The following is a 26405-nucleotide window of genomic DNA, read 5'->3' as shown; positions in this document are numbered from 1 at the left end:
GGCAGTGGCTAAAAAATCAGATGTATTTGTTTCTAAAATCAACGAAGGATATCCATCCAAAGGATCTCTCTATCTTGGGGCGGGAATCTTCGATGGAGAAACACATAAAGATGCTTCCGTTTCCATCCCCCTCTCCACTCTCAACAGGCATGGTCTGATCGCTGGTGCCACGGGAACCGGTAAAACCAAAACCCTCCAACTCCTCACCGAGTCTCTCTCCGAAGCCGGAGTGCCCGTGGTCCTTATGGACATTAAGGGAGATCTTTCGGGCCTGGCTGAGCCCGGGGAAGAAAACGATAAAATCAAAGAACGGACCAAGGCTCTCGGAATTGATTGGAAACCTTCTTCTTATCCCGTAGAATTTTTGTCTCTATCCAAAGAGCCGGGAGTACGCCTTCGTGCCACCATCGCGGAATTTGGACCTGTCCTTATCTCAAGAATTTTAGAATTGAATGATACACAAAGCAGTGTGGTCTCTCTAGTTTTTAAATACTGTGATGATTTGGGTCTTCCCATTTTAGATACAAAAGATTTTAAAAAAGCCCTCCAATACATCAACGATGCTGGCAAAGAAGAATTGGAAAAAGAATACGGAACGGTTTCTTCACAAAGTATCTCTATCATCTTACGAAAACTCATTGAACTCGAAGGCCAAGGGGGAGAAGATTTTTTTGGAGAACCTTCTTTTGATGTGAACGATCTGACACATTCCGAATCTAAAAAAGGAAATGTATCCGTCATTCGTCTGACTGACATCCAAACCAAACCCCGCCTATTCTCTACTTTTATGTTGTCTCTCCTCACAGAAATTTATGCGAGTTTTCCAGAAGAAGGTGATTTGGAAAAACCAAAACTGGTTTTATTCATCGATGAAGCCCACTTAGTTTTTGATGAAGCTTCGAGTGACTTACTCAAACAATTAGAAACCATGGTGCGTCTCATTCGTTCCAAAGGTGTGGGAATCATATTTTGTACCCAATCCCCCACAGACTTACCGAAAGAGATTTTAGCCCAACTGGGCTTAAAAATCCAACATGCCCTTCGCGCTTTCACAGCAAACGACCGCAAGGCGATAAAAACTGCTTCTGAAAATTATCCCGAAACCGAATTTTATGATACCAAAGAAGTGATCACGGAACTAGGAATTGGCGAGGCTTTTATCACAGCACTTAGCCCCAAAGGAACACCGACTCCCCTCGTTCGCACCCTCCTCGCACCACCGGCTTCAAGGATGGGAATTCTAAACCCAGACGAACTGGATGCAAAAATTAAAAAATCCGATTTGGTGAAAAAATACCAAACCACACTCGATCGGGAAAGTGCCCACGAAATGCTTTCCAAAAAAATGGAAACCATCGCCGACGAAACTGAGGCCGCCGAAGAAGAGTCTGGTGAGAAAAAAACTAAAAACAAACGCACCAAAGAAAAAGAAGATTCGAGTTTTGTAGAGGCCCTTTCCAAAAACCCGCTCGCCCGGGAAGTGGGCCGCACGGTTGCCAAAGAGGTCACAAGGGGACTTCTTGGAATGCTCGGTGTCACCCCCAAACGGGGATCGAAACGCAAAAAAACAGGACTATTCGGGTTCTAAACCCATTTTGGCACTCTTTGGCTGGAAGTGCTTGACGAATCCTTGACCCAATCCTTTCATGGTATTCAGGTTTAGCACTCTTTTTGAAATGGTGCTAAGCCTGAGTATTATTAGTAGATTGCATACAAGGAGTTACTCATGGCATCAATCAAACCTTTAGGCGACCGAGTGGTCGTAGAGCCAAAGAATGAGTCGGAAGAAAAAATCGGATCCATCATCGTCCCAGACACAGCAAAAGAAAAACCACAAGAAGGTAAAATCATCGCTGTTGGACAAGGACGTTACGAAGACGGAAAACTCATTCCTTTAGAAGTAAAGGTAGGAGATACAGTTCTTTACGGAAAATATTCCGGAACTGAAATCAAACAAGGCGGACGTGATTTACTCATCATCCGTGAAAGCGACATCCTCGGTGTTGTTACAAACTAATCATAAAAGGAAATAATCAATCATGGCTAAAACAATTGAATTTGATGAAACAGCACGTAGAAAACTCCTTAGCGGAGTCAACAAACTTGCTAACGCTGTAAAAGTAACTCTTGGACCAAAAGGTCGTAACGTAGTTATTGATAAAAAATTCGGCGCTCCTACTATCACTAAAGACGGTGTGACTGTTGCAAAAGAAATCGAATTAGAAGATCCAATCGAAAACATGGGCGCTCAAATGGTGAAGGAAGTTTCTACAAGAACTAACGACATCGCTGGAGACGGAACAACTACAGCAACCATCCTTGCACAAGCCATCATCAATGAAGGTTTGAAAAACGTAACTGCGGGTGCAAACCCAATGGCACTCAAACACGGAATTGACAAAGCAGTTGTTGTAGCTGTTGAAGAAATCAAAAAACACGCAATCAAAATCAATAGCAAAGCAGAATACGCAAACGTTGCGACAATCTCTGCAAACAATGATCCAGAAATCGGTAACCTAATTGCTCAAGCTTTTGACAAAGTAGGTAAAGAAGGTGTGATCACTGTTGATGAAGCAAAATCAATCGAAACAACACTTGATATCGTAGAAGGTATGCAATTTGATCGTGGATACGTATCACCTTATATGGTGACTGATCCAGAAGCAATGATCGCTACTTTTAACGATCCATTCATCCTAATCTATGACAAAAAAATTGCGTCTATGAAAGACCTTCTTCCTGTGTTAGAAAAAATTGCACAAGCGGGACGACCACTGGTTATCATCGCTGAAGAAGTGGAAGGGGAAGCTCTTGCAACTATCGTAGTGAACACTCTTCGTAAAACCATCCAATGTGTGGCTGTAAAAGCTCCTGGTTTTGGTGATAGAAGAAAAGCAATGTTAGAAGACATTGCAATCCTCACTGGTGGACAAGTGATTTCTGAAGACCTCGGAATGAAATTGGAAAACGCTGAAGTGAAGATGCTTGGTCGCGCTAAAAAAGTGGTCGTGGACAAAGAAAACACAACCATCATCGAAGGTGCTGGTGCTTCTAAAGACATCCAAGGCCGCGTAAACCAAATCAAAAAACAAATCGAAGATACTACATCTGATTACGATCGTGAAAAACTCCAAGAACGCCTTGCAAAACTTGCTGGTGGTGTTGCGGTAATCCACGTTGGTGCTGCTACTGAAGTAGAAATGAAAGAGAAAAAAGCTCGTGTTGAAGATGCACTTTCTGCAACTCGCGCAGCAGTAGAAGAAGGAATCGTACCTGGTGGTGGACTCACTCTACTTCGTGCACAAGATGCAGTGAAAGCACTGAAACTTGTTGGTGACGAACAAACTGGCGTGAACATCATCTTACGCGCATTAGAAGAACCTATTCGTATGATCACTTCCAATGCTGGTCTCGAAGGATCTGTGATTGTAGAACAAGCTCGTGCCCGTAAAGGAAACGAAGGATTCAACGCACTCACTATGGTTTGGGAAGACCTAATCAAAGCAGGTGTTGTTGACCCAGCAAAAGTGGTTCGTTCCGCTCTTCAAAACGCAGCGTCCATTGGAGCGATGATCCTCACTACCGAAGTAACCATTACTGACAAACCAGAATCGAAAGACTCAGGTGCTGGAATGGGCGGTATGGGAGGAATGGGTGGTATGGGAGGAATGGGCGGCATGATGTAAATCATCCGCACGTTCGTCTTTAGCGGTAAGATTGTTTTATCAGTTTTATCGCTAAGCCAAAGCCTTGGGTCAAACCAAGGCTTTTTTTATGCCTTCACATGTAAGTGAATGATGGTAATGTCATCATGTGGAGCCCCCGCAAGGCCTGTAAAATAATGAAAGTCCTCCAGTAACTTAGCCATAGGGTCAATGGGATCTTTAGCAATCGTTTCTAAAAAGGATTTGGCCAAACGTTTTTCTCCGTATTCCAAACGGTCTGCATTTTCTTCCTCTGTCAGTCCATCGGTGAAAAACAAAAATTGGTCCCCTGGTTTAAAAGGATATTCCTCTTCCCCATAAGTGAGCCCAGATAAAATGCCGAGGGGTTTTCCTTTGGGTTTGATTTCTACTAGCTCTTTCGATTCCGATTTCCAATGGAAAAAGGAAGGATGGCCTGCACTCGAAACCATAAATTTTTTGGATTCCAAATCAATATGAAAGTAAGTGGCAGTGGTAAAACGACCAAAGGATTTTTTCACCAAATCTTCATTCATTGCGGAAAGTAAAAAAGAGGGGTTCGACCAATGTTTGTAATGTTGGAAAAAAGCAAACTTGGAAAGAGAAGCAATGATGGATGCTCCAAGTCCATGCCCGACGACATCGGCGATTAGGATTCCAAACCTCTTTCCACCTAATGCTTGAAAGTCGTAGAAGTCTCCCCCTACTTCATGGGATGGTTGGTAGTATACATTGATATCCATGGGCTCCCAACGCGGTGGAGAAGGTGGAAGGATGGCATTTTGGATTCTGGCCGCAGTAACAATTTCCTTTTGTAAAGTCCCATATTTGATTTCTGAATTACGAAATAAGTTTTCACCGTAAAGGGTGAGGCAAATCACAAAAATAAAAAATCCCCAATGTGAAGACCTTGGCACTGAGTCCAAAATTCCAAGGGAAGAAAGGATATCATGGGCATTCAGAATAAAAAGGGCAGAGGCACCGATTACAAGTAAAATGGCTTTTGGTTTTTTGGCGGCCATTTGGCTCCAAGCCACAATGATTTGAATGACGAGTGTTGGCAAACACAACCAAATGAAAGTCACAAGGGCCATGGACATGGAAATCGTTTCCGTAAAAGCCAATGTCAAAATCACAATTGAAAACAAAACATGGAACTGCCACAACATCCGAATGACATTCCAACGATTGGATCCAATCAATTGATCAAAAAAATACAAACAACTGATCGGTATTAAAAATAATGTAAAAATAAAAATGATAAAACTGGGAAGGATGGAATCGTAATAGAAAAATCCAAAAAAACCAGACTGGGACAAAAAATGAATTCCCGAAGTACAGGAAAACCAAGTGAAAGCGAGTAATTGTTTTTTTCTACGGCGTTCAAAGAGATAAAAAGAAAACAGTCCCAAAATCAAAAACAAAAATCCGAGAGAGGCAAATGCCTGAGTCCTGTTGGCAATGGCCTTATGATGGTGTGTGGGATCTCCGTATAACGGTGGTTCAGAAAAACCCAAAGGTAAAATCCCTTCTGAAAAAAATACAATGTAGAGATTCCTTCCCAAACATTCTTTGGGGAGTTGTAAAATGGGTATAAAATTACGATTGTAAGTGATGACTCCCTCCCCGATCAAAGGATCCGAGGGAGGTGTATAAAAAAACTCAGACTGTAATTTTACATCTCCACAGTAGGCATCAAAAAAAGTAACCAGGCCGCGAAGTAAAAGCGAAGACTCTGCATATCCTAAAGGATCTCGAAAACGAATCCGAGCTGAAAGGAATTTTGGCATTGGTTTTTCTAAACTAACATATGGTATGTGGTAAGGTTGGTAATCTAAGGACAGGTCTTCGATGGCTGGTTGGAAATAAGTTATCTCCTCTTCCGTGAGGAACCGGTATTCCCATCCTTGGGACCATTTAACAGATTTATAAGGCAGAAGGGAGTCGAAACAAGATCCAAAACAAAACATAGACAAAAGGACAAAAAGGATTCGTTTTACATAGGATCGTTCCATTCTGGTTTTTCTTTCTCCAATTTCTTCTTCAAGGATTTACGATGTTTGTCCTGTTTCTTCTTCCGAAGTTTTTGCAAGGTGGCATCGGTTTTCTTGGGATTCGATTCCCGTTCCATTTCCAAACACAACAAGTCTCTCGCTTTATAACGATTGAGACCTTGAGTTCTATAGACGGAACATTTGATTTGTTTCCCCGATGGTTTGTGAACCAAATGCACAGCAGTGGAAACTTTATTTACGTTTTGTCCACCTTTGCCGCCGGACTGAATGAATCGTTCGCTTAGGTCTTTTTCAGAAATTCCTAGTACTTCCATCCGTCTCTGTAGTGAATGATTTTTTTCAACAGAAACAGGAAATGATAAGGGCATTTGAGGATAGAGTTTAGAGAGAATTGGTCAAGAAATTTTTTTCCTAAAACTTAAGGAGAAGAGGACTCAATTTCTAAAATGCGTTTTCGCAAGTCAGAAGCTGTTTCATAATTTTCGATTTGAATGGCGTTGAACTTTTGGATGTACAATCCGACTAGTTCATCTCCCATCTTTCCAGGCACTGACAATGCTTTTTTAAAATTATCAATATCAAGAGTGGGATGGTTGTTATGAAAATAGTCAACGATGCGTTCCATCTTAAGCCTAGTAGCTTCCCGAGCAATTCCAGAAGTATTTCTAAATTCTAAAGAAAGGCTCGCGAGTGTTTCCAAGGGTTCGCTCACTTGTTCCATATGTTCTGTTAGGCTTGTGGTTTGTGTTTTCTTTTCTTTGGCCTTACAAAATTCCACATACCGCATTACCATCGAGTTAAACTGTTCCATCCTTTCTTGGATGTATTGGTTCGCCGATTCTTTGTTCTCAGGCATTTGAAAATCTGGGAGTTGTACTACATCATAAAGATGGATATTGTCAGAAAGGATCTTCATGAGTTCCTCTTTGGATGGCAGTGCCACCGGAGGAAAGGTCACGACTGGGTAGTTGTCCCCAATTTTTAAAAAACTGACCACCACATTGGACGCTATGATTTTGCCACCGGGCGCAATCGGGTTTTCACCGAATACATGGCAATATGCGATTAAGTTACCGGTAGGGTTAGGTTTGGAACCGCGTTCAAAATTCATAGCGTATCCTTTAGACTAAGAAAAAGCCCTGAAGAAACAAGTGATTTTTAATCTTCCCACTCTGCGATTTGGTCTTCCAGATTTTTTGCAATGCGGAAATAGGCTTCTTTTAGAGCGGAGTCACCGGCGTCAAGTAGGGCTGGTTTTCCGGTCTCACCAGAGTTCATCACATCCAAAGTGAGTGGAACCGATCCAAGTTCGGGAACCCCGACTTGTTTCGAGAGTTTTTCCCCTCCCCCTTTCGAGAAAACATCTGTTACATGGCCACATTTCGGGCAAGCAAACCCAGACATATTCTCCACAATTCCAAGAATGGGTACTTTTACTTGTTTGAACATGGCTGCAGCCCTGCCCGCATCAAGGACTGCCACTTCTTGCGGAGTGGTTACAATCACAGCTCCATCCAAATCAATGAGTTGAGCCAAAGAAAGTTGGACATCTCCAGTTCCCGGAGGAAGGTCTATGAAAAGATAGTCTAACTCTCCCCAGACGACATCATATAAAAACTGTTCGATGGCTTTTCCAAGCATGGGCCCTCGCCAAACAACGGGTTGGTCTTCTGACACAAGGAATGAAAAGGAGATGAGTTTGATTCCATGTTTTTCAATGGGATAAATTTTATCTTCTTCGGACTTTAATGCCACACGACCGTTGATTCCAAACATCTTACCAAGAGAAGGTCCGTAGATATCAGCATCGAGGATTCCCACTTTCTTTCCGTTACGTGCCAGAGTAGAAGCAAGGTTTGCGGTCACAGTGGACTTACCCACACCACCTTTTCCGGATCCTACTGCGATGACTTTTTTGACACCAAAAATGCGATTGCCATCTTCCATCTTTAGGTTTTGGTCTATTTCAAATTTGATTTTGACCTTACCAGCACCTTCGATTTTGGAGATGAGTTGTCTTGTTTGTGCTTCGAGTCCAATTTGTAAACGTCTATCTGCGTTCGGAGTTTTGATTAAAATTTCAATTCCATCTTCTGTGGGAGTGACTGCGGCAACCATTCCCAAACTCACGATGTCTTTTTTTAACTCAGGATGTTTCACCTGCATGAGTTGTCTTTGGATGGTTGTTAAATCGATTTTTGAATTAGCCATAATTTTTCCTTTAGATGACTCCTTCCGACTCTTCGTAAAAAATCGGATTTGTCTCAATGAATTTGTCTTCTGAATAAATAAAACGACGGTACTCGGTTGAATTTCCGATCTCAATCACATGAAATCCACATTCATGGCTTCTATCGGAAAGTCTTGTACTAGATGCAGAATTCACAATCGCAAAAGGAGCATCTTTGCCGGGAAGTTTGACCCAGTTGGTATGAGTGTGTCCATGTAAATAAAGGAACGGTGGATTTGGTTTTAGTGTTTCGACCACTTGCGCTCGGTTCGCCATCCAGTGGCCTTTGGATTCCATTTCATTCTTTGGATTCCAAATTGGATGATGACAAACAAGGACATAAGGTTCCTTCACTAAACTGATAGTTTTTTGGACTACTTCTGGGGCCACATATCCTGTGGCAGTGATCCTTGGGATGGCAAAGTTGGAATCCCATCCGATAAAAAGTTTTCCACCAATTTTTTTAGAACGAATATATAAATCTGGATCGAGAGAGGTTCCAATCCACTCTCCAAATGTTTTTTCAAATAAGGGATTGGGGCCAATGGCTCTTTTTTGATAACGATCATGGTTACCAGGAATGATGAACGTTTTGTCAGTAAGTAAGGGACTTAAAATTTCTTTTGCATTTTCAAATTCACGAGGATGGGAAACGTTTGTCAAATCTCCAGAAATAACAAGAGCATCATATTCTAATTTACTAATGGCCTCAATCATCGCAGCAACCAATACCAAAGGGTGTTTTGATTTGCGTCTCAATCTATAATTGAGGTATCCGACAAGTGCCTTTCCGCGAAGAGAAAACAAAGAAAGTTTCTTCGGGAAATGTAAGTCGGAAATGTGTAGGATTTTCATTCGTTAATATCCATGATTCCGAGGATATCTCCTTTTTTCACTACCGATCCTTCGGGAATTAAGATTTTTTTTAGGGTTCCGGCATAGGGAGATTCTACGGGAAATGCCGCTTTGTCCGTCACAAGTTCGATCATTTCGTCCCCAACTGTAACGGAATCACCCACCTTTCGGAGCCAACGAACCAATTCTATCTTTTCTGTATCACCCAAATCAGGAGTTTTTAAAAGGAATTCTTTCATGGACACAATCCTTTGACACGAGAATGAAAACTGGTTTACAAAACCGTCTTTTCCCGTTTTTTTAACATAAAAGTTTAGCGAAGCTCAATGGGAAACGAGAAAATCAAATATAAAGGCACTGAAATCATCGAAAACTTGGATCAATTGATTCAAAAGGATTACTTCCATTTTGAACTCAAAGGACTTACCAAGTCGACAAGGGATATCGTCAATGAAGTGGTTCAAGGGATCTTAAACCGAGTGGGGGCAAACCCTCTGACTTCATTTCATTTGTTTAGCGGTCTCATGGAAGCCCTCTTAAATGCAGTAAAAGCAAACACGCGTTTTGTGATATTTCAGGATGAACTTCTGAATAAACTTACAGCGCAGGGACAAACTCCAGAAGAAGAAGCAGAAGAGTTACTCGACATTATTTTAGAAACAGAACCGTTGCGTGATGCGATGCAACGTTATATTGTTCCAAATAAAATCAAAAAAGTGGTTCAAAAAATTCTAACTTTGTCTGACAAAAGAAGATCAAAGAAACACAATCTCTCCATCGATGAAAAAAACTTTCTAACCATCGTTAGAGAAAAGGTAAAAAAATATAACCTTAAAATTTCTATGAAAATCGAAATCAGACCTACTTCTGTTTATATTCGGATTAGGAATGATTCCCCTATTATGGGAATGGATTTAAATCGAATTCGCAAAAGTAGGGAAAGGCATGCGGAACTTGCCAAACAAGGGAACTCTGCCGAGTTTTTTAGACCAGACTTTTTGGATGAAAAAGAAAGTGCGGGTTTTGGAATTGCCATGATAGATGAAGGTTTTTATAACTTAGGCCTTGATCCATTGGAATGTTTCGATATCCAAACTAGTAAAAAAACAACTACGGTTTACCTCAACTATCCGTTAGAGGCTCTCCAAAAGATGGAGTTTTGATCCAGGCACTTCCAATGACATGGGAATCTTTTGAAGAAGAATACCGAAATACCGGTGGCCTTCTTTTTGAAGATTCCCTCACTTGCCCCGGTTACACCATCACTGATTGGTACTTCGATTTAAAAGAAGAAGTTCAAATCACTTATTCCAATCAAAAACCCATTACAGAAACCATCTCAAACAGTTTACTCGTGTTAGATGATTACAGAAAAGAAGGTTTGTATTCTTGTGGGGTTTTTTATTTCGAACTAGGGTTTTTCTTTATTGAAGGAATGGATCTCAAATCTACAGAATTGGCAGAAGGGACTCCCCTCCTCCAGTATTCCATCTTCAAAGGAAAAAAAAGAATCCAATACCCAAACCCACCACTCAGCGAACTAAAAGATACCCATCTAAAAAAATGGGACGTTTTATGGGATAAGACAATTTATAAAGAGAGATTTGAAAAAACAAGGGAAGCACTCCTACTCGGGGAAAGTTATGAATTGAATCTTTGTTTTCCTGTATCTCTCTCTGTCGAAGGAGATTTGTTTTTATACTACCAATCTTTAAAAAGAAAACAAAAAACAAAATACTCAAGCTTCTTTCCCTTTCAGAATTCGAGAATCCTTTCCTTTTCTCCGGAACTTTTTTTTGAAGTGAAAGGAGACGAGATCCAAACCGAGCCGATGAAAGGAACCATCCTCCGCGGAAATACAGCAAAAGAGGACGAAAAGAACAAATCCATTCTCCAATCCTCTGCGAAAGAAAGAGCAGAGAATGTAATGATTACCGATCTCTACCGCAATGATTTGGGTAGGATCGCCAAACAAGGAACTGTGCAAGTGACAGATCTTTTTTTAGTGAAAGGCCTTGCGACTGTTTGGCAAATGGTTTCCAAAGTCGAAGCCAAACTAAAGAAACCTTTTACTTGGCTTACCATCCTAAAAGCATTATTCCCTTCCGGTTCCGTCATTGGTGCCCCCAAACGCAGATCATTCGAACTTTTAAGAAGTTTAGAAGTTTATGATAGAGGACTGTATACTGGGTCTTTATTCGTGTCAGAAATGTTAGATGGGAAACCTTGGATTCGTTCGAGCGTAACCATCCGCACCATGGATTTAAAAAACGAAGGTAACGTTTGGACAGGGTTTTATGGGGTGGGAAGTGGAGTCACCGTACTTTCCGAACCAGAAGCGGAATATGAAGAATGCCTTTCCAAATTAAAATTCATCACGAACCCCTACCTTCCTCCATTTGAAATTTTAGAAACATTACGATTCCATAATGGACACTATTTCCTTAAAAATCTCCACCTCAAAAGAATGGAAGAAACTGCCGATCGCCTTGGATATCCATTTGCAAAAACAAATGCAGAAGCCACTTTAAAAACCTTAGCCGATGTATCGAAAGGACTACTACGTGTTCGTTTGCTACTGAATGAGAGAGGAGAATTTCGCGGCGAAACCTTTGCCTTCACCAAACAGAAAAAAAGGCCAACCATTCGCCTTGGGTTTGCAAACGGACCTGTGAATTCCAAAGATTTATTTTTATATCACAAAACAACGAATCGAACCTATTACAATGAACAATTGGAAGAGTGTAAAACCAGAGGAATCGATGATTGTATTTTGTTCGATGCAAACGAACAAATCCTAGAAACCAATATTCGAAATCTTTTCCTAAGAAAAGGAAAGGTATGGATGACACCGAGTTTGGAAACAGGAGGCCTTCCCGGAGTCTTTCGAGAAGCTCTGATCAAGAAGGGTTGGGTCAAAGAAACGGTTTTATTCAAAACTGATTTAGAAACCGCAGAGGAAATCCTTTTGGGGAATTCTTTACGCGGCTTCGAAAGAGTGGAATTCCTCTCCAATCCCACCCCGGCAGAAAATCCTTAATCTTTATCGTGAGAAAGTTCCCTTCCGCCAGGAATTCGATTATAAAATAAATCGACTTAAGTCTTTGTCTTCAATGATTCCTTTGAGTTTGGAAGACACATAACTTTCGTTAATCACAACTTGTTTTTGATCTTCCGGAAGGTCTGGGGCATCAAAACTCGTATCTTCCAAAAGTTTTTCCATGATGGTATTTAACCGTCTTGCCCCAATGTTTTCATTTTTTTCATTCATCTGAAACGCAAGCTTTGCGATCTCTGCAATCCCATCCGTTGTGTATTCAATCTTCACTCCTTCAGTAGCAAGGAGAGCCTCATATTGTTTGGTGAGGGAAGACTTAGGAGTGGTCAGGATTTTGATAAAATCAGATTCTGTGAGTGTTTCCAGTTCCACACGAATGGGGAATCGGCCTTGCAGTTCTGGAATGAGGTCCGACGGTTTTGTCATATGGAAAGCACCGGCGGCAATAAACAAAATATGATCGGTTTTGATCGGACCAATCTTTGTATTCACAGTAGAACCTTCCACAATGGGTAGAAGGTCTCTCTGTACACCTTCCCGAGACACATCTGCCCCTTGTCTTCCTTCCCTTCCCGCAATTTTATCAATTTCGTCTAAAAAGATAATCCCCATCTCTTCCACACGCCTAACGGCTTCTGATTGGATTTTGTCTGTGTCGATGAGTTTTTCTGCTTCTGATTCCATCAGGAGTTTTTGGGCATCCGACACTTTTACCTTTCGTTTGCCGGATTTTTTAGGCATCAAATCCCCAAGTAAACTTGAAAGTTGGTTGTCCATATCTTCCATATTCCCAGCACCAAACACTTGCAACATGGGCATTCCTGTTGGTGCCGAAGGTTTTGGGATATCAATTTCGATTTCTTGTTCGCTAAGAATTCCTTTCCGAAGTTTTTCCCGAAACTTTTCTCTGGATTCTTTATAGCTCGTTTGTCTTTCTTTTTCTTCTGGATTTAGATCTTCTTCCTTTTTATGAAAGATAGGTGGTAAAATGGCATCGAGAACAATCTCTTCTGCTTTTTCTGCTGCCTTGTCTTTCACTCGGTCCCGAAACTCTGCTTTCACCAAATTAAGAGCTCCCATGGCCAAATCCCGGATCATAGATTCTACATCACGACCCACATAACCCACTTCTGTATACTTTGTGGCCTCTACTTTCAAAAAAGGAGCACCACATAACTTGGACAGACGGCGTGCAATTTCTGTTTTCCCCACGCCTGTTGGCCCAATCATAATGATATTTTTTGGGTAAATTTCTTCTCTAAGAGATTCATCCAACTTTCGTCGCCGAGAACGATTCCGTAAAGCCACAGCCACGGCTCGTTTAGCTTTGGTTTGGCCAATGATATGTTCATCCAATCGTTCTACAATTTGGCGGGGAGTTAACTCTTCAGCCGGGTTTTCGGATCCGACAACTTCAGCAAGAATGGTTGGGTATGTCATTTTATAATTCCTCAATCACCAAATTATGGTTTGTATAAATACATATATCTGCAGTGATTTGCATGGCCTTTGTAATGATTTCTCTTGGATCCATTTCTGTATTTTGCACAAGGGCACGGGCCGCAGATAAAGCAAAGTTTCCCCCGGAACCGATGGCAAGCACTCCATCATCAGGAGAGATCACATCTCCCGTTCCCGAAATTAAAAAGGATTCATGAGCATCACAAACAATCAGGAGGGCTTCTAACCTTCGTAACATCCGGTCCATCCTCCACTCACGTGCCAGCTCCACCGCTGCCCGAGAAACTGACCCACCATGTTCGATTAGTTTTTTTTCAAAGAGTTCAAAGAGTGTGAAGGCATCAGCGGCACTGCCTGCAAATCCAGCGATCACCTTACCGTTGTAAAGTCGTCGGACTTTTTTTGCGGTATGTTTCATCACGGTGTTTCCCATGGATACCTGACCGTCTCCACCTACGGCAATTTTACCGTTTTTACGAACGGAGAGGATGGTCGTTGCATGAATTGTTTCCATACGGATAAATTCGCAAATCAAGGATAGTTGTCGAGAAAAATGGAGGTTACTTTCTTTTGATTAGAACCATTTGGTTCCCAACTTCAAAAGATTGGTCTAAAAAATAATAATCGGTGAGTTCTTTGATCATAAAAAGTCCAATCCCGTGTTCGCGGTAATCACTCAGATCAAAACTACGCAGGTCTTTTGGTTCTACTTTTTTTCCGTAGTCCCGGAGTTTAATTTCAACTCTGTCCTTATCAAATTGCATTTCAATAAAGATGGGTTTGCCTGTTTGACCAGAATACGCGTGGCGGATGATATTGACGATGGCTTCCCCAATCACCAATTTTAAGTCCATGGAATCAAATAGGGAAAATCCATGTTCTAAACAAAGATTAAAAAAATAATTACGTGTGTGGGAAACAAAACGGGGATTGGATGGGATTTGGATACGGACTACTTTAGAGTAGTCCGTGGATTTCTTTTGGTTCGACATTATCCTCTCGGATGGAATTTCTTATGAACTTCCTTCAGAGTTTTATTTGCCATATGGGTATAAATCTGAGTCGTCGAAATATCGATATGACCCAAAAGTTCCTGAACCGATTTGAGATCCGCATGGTTCTCAAGAAGGTGAGTTGCAAATGAGTGGCGAAGAGTGTGTGGTGTTACTTTTTTCTTTATTTTTGTGCGTTTGATGTAATGATTCAAAAGTCGCCATACCGACTTACGGTTAATATACGACCCTTTTTTCGAAACAAAAACAAATTCGCAGGTTCTTTTTTTCAGGATTTCTGTGCGGCTTTCCGCGATGTATTTCTTCAAAATCTCTAAAGACTTTTCACCAAAAGGAACTAGGCGTTGGCGTCCACCCTTACCTTCTACAGTGATCGTCATGTTTTCCATGTCGATGTCTGTCATCTTTAAGTTACATGCTTCAGAAATACGAAGGCCAGAAGAGTAAAGGAGTTCAAAGATACATTTGTCACGAAGTTCGTACAAATTGTCCTCTTTGATATTCCGAAAAAGTTCATCAATCTCGGCTTGTGTTAAATAATCAGGAATGGTTCTTGCGACTTCCGGGGTTTCGATTTTTTCGGTTGGATTGGAATCCAATCGTTTTTCATCGCGGAGGTATTTGTAAAATTGGCGGATGGCGACAACTTCACGTGCCAGAGTTTTTGCAGAGATTTTACGTTCTCTTTCTTCTTCTAGAAAACGCATGATGTCGTTTGCTTTTACTTCTAAGAAGTTGATATGTTCCTTCTCCAAGAAGATCGCAAACTTGTTGAGATCGTATCCGTAGGAATATATCGAATTATCGCTCAGTCCTTTTTCTACGGACAGGTATTCTTGAAACGTTTGTAAAAGCTGATTTTGAGAAACTGGCAATTTGGAACCCATCTTTACTCTCTTATGTTACTTAAAGAGTCGGACAAAAAGCTTAAAGAGACTTATTATTTTTTTTGCCACAAATGGCTATGTCAGGAAAAAAGGAGATGTGGTTCATAGAAACTCCCTTATTTTTTTACTCACGTTTGCCGCAGTGTTAGTCGTTAATTGCGGCCGAAAAGAAAGGTCCCTCTTTGAAGAAGGAAAAAAATGGGAAATGGTGGGTGAGAAAACAAAAGCCCTCTACTACTACGAACTTTCTCTTCGTGAGAACCCTGACTACGATCCTGTTCTGAAACGCAATGGGTTACTTCTCGCAGAGAGCAACCAGTCCATTGCCACTGCCATCTTTTATTTGGAAAAGTATCACAAACACAAGAAAGACGACACAGAAGTACAACGTGAACTCTTCCGGCTCTATCTTACCACAGGATACGAAAAAGAAGCGCTGGAAATTTTAGAGGAAATTCGGTTCCAGGGAAAAAAAGAAACTTTGGAATTCTTTGAAACCACCTATCTTTGCCTCACGCGAGGGTTCAAACAGAAGGATTATTTACTGACCTTAGAAAAAAGCCCACTTTCCGGGGACCCTTATTATGCACCTTGGGTTCGGGCTTGCGAAACAAAATAGACAAGAAATCCTGGAAATCCCGTCTAAACTAATAAAGAACAAGATACAGAATAGGAGAAATTATGAACCATAAAGTTGTCATCATCGGATCGGGTCCCGCAGGACATACAGCAGCCATTTACGCAGCCAGAGCCAATTTAAACCCGGTGATGTATGAAGGATTTATGGCAGGGGGAGTCGCTGCCGGCGGACAACTCACCACCACAACCGAAGTGGAAAACTTCCCTGGATTCCCAGAAGGAATCGATGGAACCAAACTCACCCAACTTTTCCGGGAACAATCCGTAAAATACGGAACCACCATCCACACCCAAACCATCACCAAAGTGGATTTTTCCAAACGCCCTTTTACCATCTGGTCTGACGACGAAGAAATCAAAGCCGATTCCATCATCATTGCCACAGGAGCCACAGCCAAACGGATGCATGTCCCAGGCGAAGAAACCTACTGGCAACGCGGGATCTCCGCCTGTGCCGTTTGTGACGGTGCCCTTCCTATCTACCGAAACAAGGCCCTCGCCGTTGTGGGGGGTGGGGACTCCGCAGTGGAAGAAGCAAACCACCTCACGAAGTTTGCGTCCAAAGTGTACTTGGTAGTGCGTCGTGACCAACTCCGTGCATCCCAAATCATGCAAAAACGAGCCTTGGAACATCCAAAAATTGAAATCCTTTGGAACCAAACTGTTGTGGAAGCCAAAGGTGGTGCCACAGGACTCAGTTCGATTGTTCTCGAAAGCACAATTGACAAAGCCAAAAAGGATTTGGAAGTGGGTGGACTCTTTTATGCGATTGGGCATGTTCCGAACACACAAGTTTTCCAAGGCCAATTGGATTTTGATGAAACAGGTTATATCATCACGAAACCCGGAACCACTCAAACCAATGTGGAAGGGGTTTTTGCGGCGGGAGATGTACAGGACAAAGTGTACCGCCAAGCCATCACTGCTGCTGGTAGTGGTTGTATGGCGGCACTCGAAGCAGAACGTTGGTTAGAAGGTCACTAAGGAGTGACCGGTTTTCCATCCGCATCCTTATAGGATTTTGATTCCAAACTAAAAAACATCACCGAATCTCCCTTCGGTGATATATATTGTTTTTTTCCATCTTCCCATTCAATGAGAGTGAAGTTAGATCCTCGGAACAAAATTTGGTTTCCAGGAAATACATTAGCTTCCCAGGAATCTCCGGCCCAACGGTAGTTTCCTTTTTTCCAAAGATAAAAATAACTAGAACCCAGTCCCAGAAATTCCCCTTCCATTTTTCCAGAAAAAGAATCCACTGAGGCAAGAAAGATTTTTTGTAAACTAGGCAACTGCGTATAGGACTTGATTTCCAAAGCCGATTCGGGAAGTGAAAATCCTTTTTCTAAATAGGATTGGTACTCAGCGGGAGATTTTGCATTCATCACTGTATAACCAGCTAACTGGATTTTTTTGCCATCTCTAAGAATCGAGTCCTTCTCTTTTTCAAACCTTTGTAAACTATCCTTTAGAATTTGGTCGGGAGAAACACCAGTAGCATTCTGCAAAGCGAGAGCCGGTGCTGTCCCCACACAAGTCTCCCTTTGGTAAGAAACAATGGCCTCTTTTCCGTAAGTTTCATGGATATGTTTGATAAGAAGGGGTCCGATGGAATAAGGAATTAAATCTCTATACTTGGCATCTAACAAGGATTTGAAGGTTTTTGGAACTTTGTTTTCTCGGATTAACTTTTCTGCATCATTGTAAATATGGAATTGTCTGCGTTCGTAGAACTTTGCTTCTAAGTAGTTGGCAAGACCCTCTTCAAACCAAGGATCTAAAATATCTGTTTGTGGGAATTTTCCCGTTTCCGATTGAATCTTCAAACATGAAATTTGTTCTAAATTATGAACGGCTTCATGGTAAAATACTCCGAAGTGAAAACGCCGGAGGGCATCTGCATCAAATTCAGGATTTCCAGTGGCCTGTGGCATTTTTTCCCCACAACAGAGGCTTATGGAATCCCGGCCCCCAAATCCACCCTCTTCGCTACCACCGGGGATGTCCGCGCCAATGTATTCTTTGATATCCTCATACTGATCAAATAACAATACGGGAATTTTTCCTCGGTTCTCTAATTGAAATTCCGATTTCACATAGTTTAGGAAAGCTTTGATTTTAAAATTCCCACCAAACGCGCGTATATACTCTGACCATTTTTCGGATCCATACAATACATAGTTTCCCAGTTCTAACTTTGGTTTTCCAAACTGGGTTTCTCTGACAAGAAGGTAGTTCTCAAAATTGAGTGGTTTTTGGTAAGTGTAATCGTATTCTTTTCTGTGGTTTACCCAATACTTTGTGATTTTAGTTAAATCAGGATAATTCCAAATATTGGTTGGTGAACAGCCATTACAGGACGCTGGTGAAGAGACAAAATTAATTCCCGAAGGAAAGTCTAATTTAAAAGTTCCATTCACCCATTCGGTATACACACTGCCATCGGCTCGTTTCCATTGGTAATGGTTTTTGGCCCATTGATAAACCTCACCACCATCAGGCCCATTGTAGTATCCGGGACTTGGTTCTAAAAATCCTAATTTTAAATCTTCTAATTTGGGTTCTTGGAGTCTTTCTACAGAGAGAAAGGAAGTGGGTGCAGTTTCCCCAAAATCAAAATACAATACATCGGAACTCGGGCCTCGTTTTAAAGGAACCGAAGCACGTTCCGCATCAGAATAAATAACAGTTGTTAGGAGGAATATTGTGATAGGTAGAAATTTTCGAACCATTGGTGTGGATGTCTCTTACTCAAACGCACCTATGGTCTCCTAAAATTTAGACCCTGTCAAGTGGATTAAACGGAGTTTTGGTTCCGATAAGCAATGGCAATTTGGCCCGTGCGAGAGATCTCACGAATTCCAAAAGGTTTAAGAACTGAAATCACATTGGTGACTTGTCTCGAATTTCCAGAGAACTCAATGAGAAGAGAATCTTCCGTCATCTCTAGTATTTTTACATCGAATCCATTACAAATGGTGAGGGCTTCACTCCTATTGTTTTCTGTAATGGTAAATGAAATGAGAACCAGTTCCCTCTGGACAGAACCAGCATAGGTCATGTCTTGGACTTTTAAAACATCGGGAAGTTTCAGGAGTTGGTTTTTAACTTGGCCAACTAGAAAATCATCCCCATTCAAAACAATCGTCATGGAAGAAACATCCGCATTGTCTGTCACACCCACAGCAATGGAATCGATATTGTATCCACGACGAGTGAAAAGGCCGGAAACATGGCTCATTACCCCAGGATGGTTATTGACTAAAATGCTTAGAGTGTGTTTCATTTTTTCAATTTCCCGAAGTCTTTGAATTCGATTAGATCTTGTTGTGATTTTCCTGCCGGGATCATAGGGAATACTTTTTCTTCCGCAGGGATCATGACTTCAATGAGAGCCGACCCACTATCTTTTAGGAAAAAATCCACACCCTTTTCAATTTCCGATTTGTGTTCAATCTTCATGGCAGGAATGCCGTAAGCTTCAGCGAGTTTGACAAAGTTAGGATTGTAAGTCCATTGCGACTCACTGAAACGTTCTTCATAGAATAGTTCCTGCCACTGACGCACCATTCCGAGAAAATTATTATTGAATAATAGAATCTTAACACCTAACTTAGATTGCGCGATGGTAGCGAGTTCCTGAATACACATCTGGAAAGATCCGTCTCCCGTCACGCATATGACCGTTTTGTCTGGATTTCCAAATTTCGCACCAATGGCGGCAGGAAGTCCATACCCCATAGTTCCGAGGCCCCCGGAAGTTAACCAAGTATTCGGCCTATCAAAAAGATAATACTGTGCCGCCCACATTTGGTGTTGGCCTACGTCAGTAGAAACAATGGCTTCGCCTTTGGTTTTGGCATACACTCGTTGTAAGAAGTCTTGGGGTTTGATACTGTCCCCACTGTTATCAAAATCAAGTGGATGGTTTTTCTTCAAAGTTTGGATATTTTCAATCCAAGAAGTCCGATCTCCCCCTTTCACAAAAGGAAGGATTTCACGGATGGCATCTTTTAGATCTCCGTGAAGGATATGATCCACATTAATTCGTTTGTTAAACTCTGCCGCATCAATGTCCACATGGGCGCGAATTGCGTTCGGTGCGAAGTCTTGGTATTTGGCAACACGGTCATCAAACCTTGCACCTAAATTTAAAATATAATCACATTCTAATACTGCTTTGTTGGCGTAGGCAGTTCCATGCATTCCAAGCATTCCCACCGATAGTGGATGGGTTCCAGGAAAGGCACCAAGACCCATAAGCGTTGTGGTCACCGGCGCATTTGCTTTTTCTGCCAAAGCTTTGATTTCTGCAGAAGCAAAAGAATTAATCGCACCACCACCTACATAAAGTAACGGGCGTTTGGCTTGGTTTAGAACTTCCGCAAATTCTTGCGGGTCCCCTTTAACCTTTGGTCTTTCATAATGATGAGGAGCAATTTTTAAAGAGGTCGCCTTTCTTACCGTTGTTTTTTGGGTTTGTACATCTTTTGGAAAATCGAGAAGGACGGGACCAGGTCTTCCGCCCATAGCAATTTTTATGGCTTCTTCGAAATGACGAGCCAGGTCATCTGCCTTTTTGATGAGAGCATTGTATTTAGTAATGGGAATGGTAATTCCAAAGATATCGGCTTCTTGGAAAGCATCAGTTCCGATGGCATCTGTGGAAACTTGTCCTGTGATGGCAAGGATGGGAATGGAATCCAATTTGGCATCTGTAAGCCCTGTGATTAAATTAGTAGCACCTGGCCCGGAAGTGGCGATACAAACACCTAACTTGCCTGTAGAACGAGCATATCCTTCAGCCATATGGACGGCACCTTGTTCGTGGCGAACGAGGATATGTTTAATTTTTTTACTATGATAGAGTTCGTCGTAGAATGGGAGGATGGCACCGCCAGGGTATCCAAAGACGATTTCCACACCCGCTTCTTCCAATAGTTCGACCATAAGCCGACCGCCAGTAATTGCTTCAGTTGTAGATGACATACGTTTCCCCCCTATTGTCATTTCTGCAAAAAAGAGCCTGTTGTCAATGTTCTCACGTTTTTGAGTCGATTTTTACTGTCTAAAAAGGAATGCTGAAAATTGGACGAGAATATGGAAAATACAGATACTGAAAAGCCACAAGAAGATGAAAAGTTCACAAAAATAAAAGCCCTTGCAAAAGAGGCGTATCGTTTTCTTGATCAGGGCCGCTTCAAAGAAGCCAAAGAGCGATTAGACATATTACTTGATGAAGATCCATCCAATACATACGGGCTTGTAGGCCTTGGCGATTATTATGCCAAAACAAAACAACCAGAACAAGCCATCCAATACTACCGAAAATGTTTGGCCGGTGATACAACCAATAAATTTTCCCTTATGGGCCTGATGAATGCTTACAGAGACTTAAACAGTCTCAAAAGAATTATCGAAGTTGCAGAAGAATTCCATCACATAACCATCACAGACGCAAGTATTCTTTCTCGAGTGGCAGATGCCCATAGAAAATTAAAGAACTTCAAAGAATCAGAAGTTTATTATATGGAAGCACTCCAAATCAATCCTCACGACCAGTATGTGATTGTTGGGCTTGGGCATTTATACTTTGCCTGCCAAAGGTATGTGGATGCCATCCAGTGGTGGGAAAAATTACTTTCAAGCCAACCAAACAATATCAAAATCTTAACAGAGATTGGAAACAGTTACCGAAAAATCAAAGACTTCGATAAAGCCGTTCTTTACTATGAACGTGCCAAGGAACTTGATCCCAAAAACTTTTTTGCCCTCTACGGCCTTGCTGAATCCTATCGCGGTAAAAAAGATTTTAAAACTGCCATCACCTATTGGGAAAAAATTCTCGAATCCGATCCTGACAACAAACTCATCATCAACAGGTACGCCGATTCTCTCCGCGGTCTTGGCAACTATGACAAAGCTCTTGAATGTTTTAATAAAATTCTTGCCAGTGGCGACGACTATTTTGCCTTACTCGGGAAGGCGGCCGCCTTACGACTCATTGGTGACTTAGAAAAAGCAGAAGAAATTTATTTGGGACTTCTTTCCAAATCTCCGAGTGATCCGAGACCTGCCCTCGAACTTTCTGATCTTTGGGACATTATGGGAAAAAAAATCCAAGCCATCAAACTTCTAGAAGATTTGGCTAAGAAAAATCCTTCCAATGAATCCATTCGAGAAAGGATTGAATACTTAAAAGACTAAAAAAAATTCCAACCGAAGCACCAAGTAGTGCAAAGGTTGGAATCTTGGTTCCTCGATAGAATGTCTTAAAAATCCATCCTCCTTACGGAGCGATGGTTTTGAGTAGGCTCAAATCTTCCTTTTTAAAGACTTTAATCGTAGTTTTGTCACCTTCTTTTGGTTTGCCGGTCACATAGACCTTATCTCCAAAAAATGTGAGCTCCGAGTTTTCTTCTACAGGCTCTTCTGTCCTTTTTTCAAAGGTTAAGTCCGACTTAAATCTAGCTACATGGTATTTGTCTTTTACCTTTTCAATCACGTAGATTTTATCTTCCCGATTGATCATAGGAGTTCTCCAGAAAATATCTGCAGATTCACTTGTTTTTTTAACACCCAATTTGTCTGCGTCAAGTAACACAAGTTTGTGTTTACGGGTTTCTATTTTTTCCCCGTCATAACCAAGAACAAGAACTCCTTGGTTTGCGATTTCTTTAAATTCCTTAGAACAGATATTATTGTAAGGGCTTTTGAAAAGAGCATCGTCTTTGGCAGGGTCAATGGCCCAAAGTTCGTTCGAATAATGACCATCTGTATCGTATTTAATGAACTTCATAAAAAGAATTTTGTTGTTCACAACATTATCGCTTTGTTCTTCTTTTTTCTTCAGTTCTTCTTTAGTTTGCGCCAGTTCTGTTTTTAATTCTTCGACCTTAGCTTCGACTTTTTGGACCGTGTCTTCTTTTTTAGTAGTGTCGCCGCCAGTACGAGCTTCTTCTTTTTTAGCGATTTGTTCTTCTTTTTTACTGAGTTCTTCTTTTTTGGCTTCTACAGCTTCGGATTTTTTATCTGTGTCTTTTTTCTCTTGTTCGATTTTTTTAATGTCTTCAGTTTTCTTTTCGATCTCTGCTTTGTTTTTTACAGGATCTTTTTTTAACTCATTGAGGCTTGCGACAGTTTCCGCTTCTTGTTTTTTCAGAGCGTCTTTTTTGTCTTGGATTTGTTTTTGTTCGTCAGCCACTTCTTGCTTTTTATCTTGCAAAACCTTTTTTTCATCTTTCAATTTATCGGTTTGCAACTTGTCCATTTTTTTGGCTTCGTCTTCCATCTTCTGTTTAGTGGCAGGATCTTTTTCTTTATCCTTTACTACTTTGTTGACGTCTTTTTCTAACTCATCCGTTGTGATATCTTTTCCATTATCTTTTAAGATATTCCCTTCAATCGGAATGATGATTTGTGTTTTACCGGGCCAATTTTTATAAACTGTATCAATTCCTAATTTATCAGCGGAGGTAGCTGCAATGACTCCCTCTGTATACTTTTTAGTAAAAAACTTAGAGTCTTTTCTATGGGTTGCATTGTAGTAAAGGATGTACTGAGCGAGTGTCTCTGCATTCCCTACTTTGTATTGGAAAGATTTTTCCACATAGGAAGCAATGATCCGTGCAATGGAATTGACATGGTCAAAACTTTGAGTCTCCGAAAGATAAAGGATATCTGCTCCGAGTTTTCCGTCAGCTCCCGGAAGCACTCTTTGGATTTTGACTCCATCCACAGTGGCCGTATTTTCTTTGGCCAAGGTTTCCGCAAGTTTACGACCAATTTCGGTATTTTCTTGAATAATGTCATCAGATGCCTTACGTAAGGAACGGTTGATGAATTCGATTTTTTTGGAACCCTTGATTTCGGACTCACCGAGAGGGGCTTTGGACTGTGCGGTCAAAGAAAGACCGACTACAAATAGGCAAATGATGATGGAACGAGAAATTCTCATTGTTTCCTCACGAAAATTGGGGTAAAGATGCCCACAAGATTAACAACCTTTCCGATTCTGCAAAGCAAGTTTTAGAATAAAAATCTATTTACCGGCGGGTGGATATTCAAAATTCTGTGGGAGGATGCCTACGTTTACACACAGAATCTTCAATTTTAATGCCGGTCCTGCCATGTTGCCTACAGAGGTCATGGAAGAAGCAAAGTCTGAGTTCCTAAATTACAAAGGAACCGGAATGTCCGTGATGGAAATGAGCCATAGAGGGAATCATTTCCAAAATATTCTGGACGAATCACTCGCTGACCTACGAGAACTTTTGGATCTGCCACCCCGTTATGCGGTCGTTTACTTTCCTGGTGGAGCCACCTTACAATTTTCCGCCATTCCTTTCAATTATTTGGCTACCGGGGAATCTGCCGATTTTGCAGTGACGGGTGTTTGGGCAAGAAAAGCCCATGAAGAAGCCAAAAAATTCTATCCCCAAGTAAAATCCATTTTTAATGGGGCGGACTCCCTGTATATGGAGTTACCAACCATCACCGATGGTAGTATCAATGACGGGGCCAAGTATGTTTACATCACTTCCAACAATACTATTTTTGGAACTCGTTACAAAACCTTTCCTAAACTAAAAAAAGCTCCCCTTTTTGCTGATATGACAAGCGAACTCTTAAGTCGTAAACTTCCGATTGAAGATTTTTCTGTAATCTTTGCGGGAGCCCAAAAAAACATTGGGCCATCTGGACTCACTCTTGTGATCTACGACAAAGAAAAATTGCCTACACAATCACACCCCATCCCGAACCTAATGAACTATGCTCTCATGGAAAAAAATGGGTCCCTTTACAACACTCCACCCACTTACTCCATCTATATTGCTGGTCTCGTTTTTAAATACCTGAAACGAAAAGGTGGGCTTGCTACTATGGAAGCCATCAATGAAAGAAAAGCAAAAAAACTCTATGATGCTTTGGATGCTTCCTCTTTATTCTATGCTCCTGTGCCTGAGGCCTTCCGTTCGGCGATGAATGTCACATTTAGAAGCCATAACGAAAATGTGGATTCTAAATTTCTAACACTTGCCGAAGAACAAGGGTTTGCTGGTCTCAAAGGATACCGGGAAGCAGGCGGTTTTCGAGCCAGCATTTACAATGCAATGCCTGAAGAAGGTATCGATTCCCTCATTTCTTTTATCAAAGAATTTGAAAGGACCCATGGGTAAATTCAAGCCCGACACCTTCTTAGTTTTCTTTTTACTCCTGCAAGGATCGCTTTCTGCCCATTCCCTTTGGATTCCCGAAGGGAATCAGGGATGGGAAGAATCTAAGGTCTGTTATCTGCCCCTAAAAAAAGAAGTCCCACCAGGTGCTTTGAGTCCGAACATTCTCAATTTGGACCGAGCACGGATGGAAGAATTTGCAAAGGAGTCGGCGGAGCTACGCCTCGCCTCGCTCGTTTGTTTTCGAGAGAAAGTATCCGAAAACCTCTCCAATGAGGACCCACTCACGGAAGATTTAGGGGAATATTTCAAAGCCTCCCTTGTTGCCGAAAATGAAAAAGAAGAGGTTTATTTTTCCTATGAATGGCGGATTCTACTTTCGGACAATCGCCCTTATCCTCTCACACCCGGCGAAGTGAACATCGCCAAACAATGGTTTGAGTCTTATAAAGAAATCAAAAGAGAAATCTCCCTCCTCACCACCGAATACCTTTCTGAAAAAAAACCGAAAGAAAAACACGATAGGTATTTAGATTTATTTACTGGTTACTATGGAAGTCTACTTCGCGAAAGAGACAAATTTTTACTCTCGATCTCGGTAGAATCCTATAAGTCCTACACCGATGCCCTAAAACATAGAAAGGAAAAGTCTGAATGAAAGAAAAAATTGGAATTGCGTCTGACCATGGTGGATTTGCTCTGAAAGAAATCCTCAGGAAAAGTCTCGAGGAAACTTACGAAATTGTCGATTACGGTACTAAGAGCGAAGAGTCCGTCGACTACCCCACCATCATTGGAGATGCCTGCCGAAAGGTTCTTTCCGGTGAAGTTCCGAGACTCATCGCCCTATGCGGAACAGGCATTGGAGCCTCCATTGCTGCTAACCGCTTCAAAGGCATTCGAGCGGCCCTTTGCCATGATGAATTTACGGCGGAAATGTCCAAACGCCATAACAATGCCAATGTACTGGTTTTAGGGGGAAGGGTTCTCGGAACGGATTTAGCACAGAGAATCGTAAAAAAATGGATAGAAACAGAATTCGAAGGTGGACGGCACCAAAAACGATTGGGACTGATCGAAGAACAGTCGTAATCCTATTACTCGTTTGGGGTCTACCCATACTTGGGTGGGAAGTCCCCAAAAAAGAAATTCTAAACCTAAACCTTTGGAAAAAAACCGGTGTGGTTCAAAATTCAGAACCCGGTAAAAAGAACTTTCTAAAGCCCAAAGAAAACATCCCGAAACAAGGGGAACTCTTCTTCGACTTTGAAGGAGAGGTGGCAGAACCACAAACCACAGAGACCGGCCTTCCTTTTAAATCCAAATCCATCTCTGTTGTTTCTTCCTCCTATTTGGTGGATGACCAAACTTACTTTTTTGGTAAAAGG

The 26405-nt window shown here is 41.5% G+C and carries 25 protein-coding genes and 1 pseudogene; 12 read left to right on the top strand and 14 right to left on the bottom strand.

Features of this window, described 5'->3' with window-relative positions; genetic code table 11:
- Window positions 1-4 precede the first annotated feature (4 nt).
- From JWG41_RS16575 to groL, 3 genes are all read left to right on the top strand, one after another.
- Window positions 5-1588, top strand: a complete 1584-nt coding sequence (locus JWG41_RS16575; protein WP_205270933.1) for a helicase HerA-like domain-containing protein — start codon at window positions 5-7, stop codon at window positions 1586-1588.
- A gap of 138 nt (window positions 1589-1726) precedes the next feature.
- Complete coding sequence (groES, locus tag JWG41_RS16570; protein WP_002975196.1) at window positions 1727-2017, top strand: co-chaperone GroES; 291 nt, start codon at window positions 1727-1729, stop codon at window positions 2015-2017.
- 22 nt (window positions 2018-2039) lie between these two features.
- Window positions 2040-3686 (top strand): chaperonin GroEL, encoded by a 1647-nt coding sequence (groL, locus tag JWG41_RS16565; RefSeq protein ID WP_205270932.1) that lies wholly within the window; start codon window positions 2040-2042, stop codon window positions 3684-3686.
- A gap of 86 nt (window positions 3687-3772) precedes the next feature.
- Here the strand turns inward: groL and JWG41_RS16560 are convergent, their stop codons facing one another.
- From JWG41_RS16560 to JWG41_RS16535, 6 genes are read right to left on the bottom strand one after another with little or no spacing between them, the layout of a single operon-like run.
- Complete coding sequence (locus tag JWG41_RS16560) at window positions 3773-5698, bottom strand: PP2C family protein-serine/threonine phosphatase (RefSeq protein WP_205270931.1); 1926 nt, start codon at window positions 5696-5698, stop codon at window positions 3773-3775.
- Window positions 5680-6066, bottom strand: coding sequence for a peptide chain release factor family protein (locus JWG41_RS16555; RefSeq protein WP_205270930.1), 387 nt, complete (start codon window positions 6064-6066; stop codon window positions 5680-5682). Before JWG41_RS16555 ends, JWG41_RS16560 begins: the two co-directional genes overlap by 19 nt.
- Before the next feature lie 50 nt (window positions 6067-6116).
- Window positions 6117-6809 (bottom strand): hypothetical protein, encoded by a 693-nt coding sequence (locus JWG41_RS16550; protein WP_205270929.1) that lies wholly within the window; start codon window positions 6807-6809, stop codon window positions 6117-6119.
- Between the two features lie 47 nt (window positions 6810-6856).
- Window positions 6857-7909 carry an Mrp/NBP35 family ATP-binding protein gene (locus tag JWG41_RS16545; protein WP_205270928.1) on the bottom strand — a complete coding sequence of 351 codons (1053 nt, stop codon included), beginning with the start codon at window positions 7907-7909 and terminating at the stop codon, window positions 6857-6859.
- Window positions 7910-7919: 10 nt separating this feature from the next.
- The gene (locus JWG41_RS16540) at window positions 7920-8783 is read right to left on the bottom strand and encodes a metallophosphoesterase family protein (protein WP_205270927.1); all 864 of its coding nucleotides are present in this window, start codon (window positions 8781-8783) and stop codon (window positions 7920-7922) included.
- On the bottom strand, window positions 8780-9022 hold the full coding sequence (locus JWG41_RS16535) for a lipoyl domain-containing protein (RefSeq protein WP_135578590.1): 243 nt from the start codon (window positions 9020-9022) through the stop codon (window positions 8780-8782). Before JWG41_RS16535 ends, JWG41_RS16540 begins: the two co-directional genes overlap by 4 nt.
- An 87-nt stretch (window positions 9023-9109) precedes the next feature.
- Here JWG41_RS16535 and JWG41_RS16530 point away from each other — a divergent pair, with 87 nt between their 5' ends.
- Window positions 9110-9946, top strand: coding sequence for a hypothetical protein (locus JWG41_RS16530; RefSeq protein WP_205270926.1), 837 nt, complete (start codon window positions 9110-9112; stop codon window positions 9944-9946).
- Between the two features lie 14 nt (window positions 9947-9960).
- Window positions 9961-11823 (top strand): bifunctional chorismate-binding protein/class IV aminotransferase, encoded by a 1863-nt coding sequence (locus JWG41_RS16525; RefSeq protein ID WP_205270925.1) that lies wholly within the window; start codon window positions 9961-9963, stop codon window positions 11821-11823.
- Window positions 11824-11862: 39 nt separating this feature from the next.
- Here the strand turns inward: JWG41_RS16525 and hslU are convergent, their stop codons facing one another.
- From hslU to xerD, 4 genes are read right to left on the bottom strand one after another with little or no spacing between them, the layout of a single operon-like run.
- Complete coding sequence (hslU, locus tag JWG41_RS16520; RefSeq protein WP_205270924.1) at window positions 11863-13281, bottom strand: ATP-dependent protease ATPase subunit HslU; 1419 nt, start codon at window positions 13279-13281, stop codon at window positions 11863-11865.
- A gap of 1 nt (window position 13282) precedes the next feature.
- Window positions 13283-13816: an ATP-dependent protease subunit HslV gene (gene hslV, locus JWG41_RS16515; protein WP_205270923.1), complete on the bottom strand. Its 534-nt coding sequence runs from the start codon at window positions 13814-13816 to the stop codon at window positions 13283-13285.
- 46 nt (window positions 13817-13862) lie between these two features.
- The gene (locus JWG41_RS16510; RefSeq protein WP_205270922.1) at window positions 13863-14294 is read right to left on the bottom strand and encodes an ATP-binding protein; all 432 of its coding nucleotides are present in this window, start codon (window positions 14292-14294) and stop codon (window positions 13863-13865) included.
- Window positions 14294-15202, bottom strand: coding sequence for a site-specific tyrosine recombinase XerD (gene xerD / locus JWG41_RS16505; RefSeq protein ID WP_205270921.1), 909 nt, complete (start codon window positions 15200-15202; stop codon window positions 14294-14296). Before xerD ends, JWG41_RS16510 begins: the two co-directional genes overlap by 1 nt.
- Before the next feature lie 97 nt (window positions 15203-15299).
- Between xerD and JWG41_RS16500 the strand changes: the two genes are divergently transcribed.
- Window positions 15300-15821, top strand: a complete 522-nt coding sequence (locus JWG41_RS16500) for a tetratricopeptide repeat protein (RefSeq protein WP_205270920.1) — start codon at window positions 15300-15302, stop codon at window positions 15819-15821.
- Window positions 15822-15883: 62 nt separating this feature from the next.
- The gene (gene trxB, locus JWG41_RS16495) at window positions 15884-16825 is read left to right on the top strand and encodes a thioredoxin-disulfide reductase (protein WP_205270919.1); all 942 of its coding nucleotides are present in this window, start codon (window positions 15884-15886) and stop codon (window positions 16823-16825) included.
- Here the strand turns inward: trxB and JWG41_RS16490 are convergent.
- The 3 genes from JWG41_RS16490 to ilvB all read right to left on the bottom strand — a co-directional run bounded on the left by JWG41_RS16490 (window position 16822) and on the right by ilvB (window position 20830).
- The gene (locus tag JWG41_RS16490) at window positions 16822-18573 is read right to left on the bottom strand and encodes a peptidase MA family protein (RefSeq protein ID WP_205270918.1); all 1752 of its coding nucleotides are present in this window, start codon (window positions 18571-18573) and stop codon (window positions 16822-16824) included. The genes trxB and JWG41_RS16490 overlap by 4 nt on opposite strands.
- A gap of 65 nt (window positions 18574-18638) precedes the next feature.
- On the bottom strand, window positions 18639-19127 hold the full coding sequence (gene ilvN, locus JWG41_RS16485; RefSeq protein ID WP_205270917.1) for an acetolactate synthase small subunit: 489 nt from the start codon (window positions 19125-19127) through the stop codon (window positions 18639-18641).
- Complete coding sequence (gene ilvB, locus JWG41_RS16480) at window positions 19124-20830, bottom strand: biosynthetic-type acetolactate synthase large subunit (protein WP_205270916.1); 1707 nt, start codon at window positions 20828-20830, stop codon at window positions 19124-19126. Before ilvB ends, ilvN begins: the two co-directional genes overlap by 4 nt.
- A 111-nt stretch (window positions 20831-20941) precedes the next feature.
- On the opposite strand from ilvB, the gene JWG41_RS16475 reads away from it, so the two are divergent.
- The gene (locus tag JWG41_RS16475) at window positions 20942-22048 is read left to right on the top strand and encodes a tetratricopeptide repeat protein (protein ID WP_205270915.1); all 1107 of its coding nucleotides are present in this window, start codon (window positions 20942-20944) and stop codon (window positions 22046-22048) included.
- 82 nt (window positions 22049-22130) lie between these two features.
- Here JWG41_RS16475 and JWG41_RS16470 read toward each other — a convergent pair whose 3' ends face one another.
- Window positions 22131-23798, bottom strand: a complete 1668-nt coding sequence (locus tag JWG41_RS16470; protein ID WP_205270914.1) for a P83/100 family protein — start codon at window positions 23796-23798, stop codon at window positions 22131-22133.
- Window positions 23799-23922: 124 nt separating this feature from the next.
- On the opposite strand from JWG41_RS16470, the gene serC reads away from it, so the two are divergent.
- The 4 genes and pseudogenes from serC to JWG41_RS21040 form a co-directional block, all read left to right on the top strand.
- A complete protein-coding gene (gene serC / locus JWG41_RS16465; protein ID WP_205270913.1) occupies window positions 23923-25020 on the top strand; it encodes a 3-phosphoserine/phosphohydroxythreonine transaminase in 1098 nt (365 codons plus the stop codon).
- On the top strand, window positions 25013-25675 hold the full coding sequence (locus JWG41_RS16460) for a hypothetical protein (protein WP_205270912.1): 663 nt from the start codon (window positions 25013-25015) through the stop codon (window positions 25673-25675). Before serC ends, JWG41_RS16460 begins: the two co-directional genes overlap by 8 nt.
- A complete protein-coding gene (gene rpiB / locus JWG41_RS16455; protein ID WP_135578556.1) occupies window positions 25672-26109 on the top strand; it encodes a ribose 5-phosphate isomerase B in 438 nt (145 codons plus the stop codon). The genes JWG41_RS16460 and rpiB overlap by 4 nt, the downstream gene beginning before the upstream one ends.
- Window positions 26040-26405, top strand: a pseudogene (locus JWG41_RS21040) (concanavalin A-like lectin/glucanase); the annotation flags it as partial. The gene rpiB and the pseudogene JWG41_RS21040, both read left to right, overlap by 70 nt.

Source organism: Leptospira chreensis, assembly GCF_016919165.1.
Lineage (GTDB): Bacteria > Spirochaetota > Leptospiria > Leptospirales > Leptospiraceae > Leptospira_A > Leptospira_A chreensis.
This window is presented reverse-complemented; position numbering and strand designations above follow the sequence as displayed.

Coding starts and splice junctions, on each gene's coding strand:
- JWG41_RS16560 (WP_205270931.1), bottom strand. CDS start 5,698: ATGGAACGATCCTATGTAAAACGAATCCTTTTTGTCCTTTTGTCTATG.
- JWG41_RS16525 (WP_205270925.1), top strand. CDS start 9,961: ATGACATGGGAATCTTTTGAAGAAGAATACCGAAATACCGGTGGCCTT.
- JWG41_RS16540 (WP_205270927.1), bottom strand. CDS start 8,783: ATGAAAATCCTACACATTTCCGACTTACATTTCCCGAAGAAACTTTCT.
- ilvB (WP_205270916.1), bottom strand. CDS start 20,830: ATGTCATCTACAACTGAAGCAATTACTGGCGGTCGGCTTATGGTCGAA.
- trxB (WP_205270919.1), top strand. CDS start 15,884: ATGAACCATAAAGTTGTCATCATCGGATCGGGTCCCGCAGGACATACA.
- groL (WP_205270932.1), top strand. CDS start 2,040: ATGGCTAAAACAATTGAATTTGATGAAACAGCACGTAGAAAACTCCTT.
- hslV (WP_205270923.1), bottom strand. CDS start 13,816: ATGGAAACAATTCATGCAACGACCATCCTCTCCGTTCGTAAAAACGGT.
- JWG41_RS16490 (WP_205270918.1), bottom strand. CDS start 18,573: ATGGTTCGAAAATTTCTACCTATCACAATATTCCTCCTAACAACTGTT.
- hslU (WP_205270924.1), bottom strand. CDS start 13,281: ATGACATACCCAACCATTCTTGCTGAAGTTGTCGGATCCGAAAACCCG.
- JWG41_RS16550 (WP_205270929.1), bottom strand. CDS start 6,809: ATGAATTTTGAACGCGGTTCCAAACCTAACCCTACCGGTAACTTAATC.
- rpiB (WP_135578556.1), top strand. CDS start 25,672: ATGAAAGAAAAAATTGGAATTGCGTCTGACCATGGTGGATTTGCTCTG.
- groES (WP_002975196.1), top strand. CDS start 1,727: ATGGCATCAATCAAACCTTTAGGCGACCGAGTGGTCGTAGAGCCAAAG.
- JWG41_RS16535 (WP_135578590.1), bottom strand. CDS start 9,022: ATGAAAGAATTCCTTTTAAAAACTCCTGATTTGGGTGATACAGAAAAG.
- JWG41_RS16470 (WP_205270914.1), bottom strand. CDS start 23,798: ATGAGAATTTCTCGTTCCATCATCATTTGCCTATTTGTAGTCGGTCTT.
- JWG41_RS16475 (WP_205270915.1), top strand. CDS start 20,942: ATGGAAAATACAGATACTGAAAAGCCACAAGAAGATGAAAAGTTCACA.
- JWG41_RS16460 (WP_205270912.1), top strand. CDS start 25,013: ATGGGTAAATTCAAGCCCGACACCTTCTTAGTTTTCTTTTTACTCCTG.
- JWG41_RS16555 (WP_205270930.1), bottom strand. CDS start 6,066: ATGCCCTTATCATTTCCTGTTTCTGTTGAAAAAAATCATTCACTACAG.
- JWG41_RS16530 (WP_205270926.1), top strand. CDS start 9,110: ATGGGAAACGAGAAAATCAAATATAAAGGCACTGAAATCATCGAAAAC.
- ilvN (WP_205270917.1), bottom strand. CDS start 19,127: ATGAAACACACTCTAAGCATTTTAGTCAATAACCATCCTGGGGTAATG.
- JWG41_RS16545 (WP_205270928.1), bottom strand. CDS start 7,909: ATGGCTAATTCAAAAATCGATTTAACAACCATCCAAAGACAACTCATG.
- JWG41_RS16510 (WP_205270922.1), bottom strand. CDS start 14,294: ATGTCGAACCAAAAGAAATCCACGGACTACTCTAAAGTAGTCCGTATC.
- serC (WP_205270913.1), top strand. CDS start 23,923: ATGCCTACGTTTACACACAGAATCTTCAATTTTAATGCCGGTCCTGCC.
- xerD (WP_205270921.1), bottom strand. CDS start 15,202: ATGGGTTCCAAATTGCCAGTTTCTCAAAATCAGCTTTTACAAACGTTT.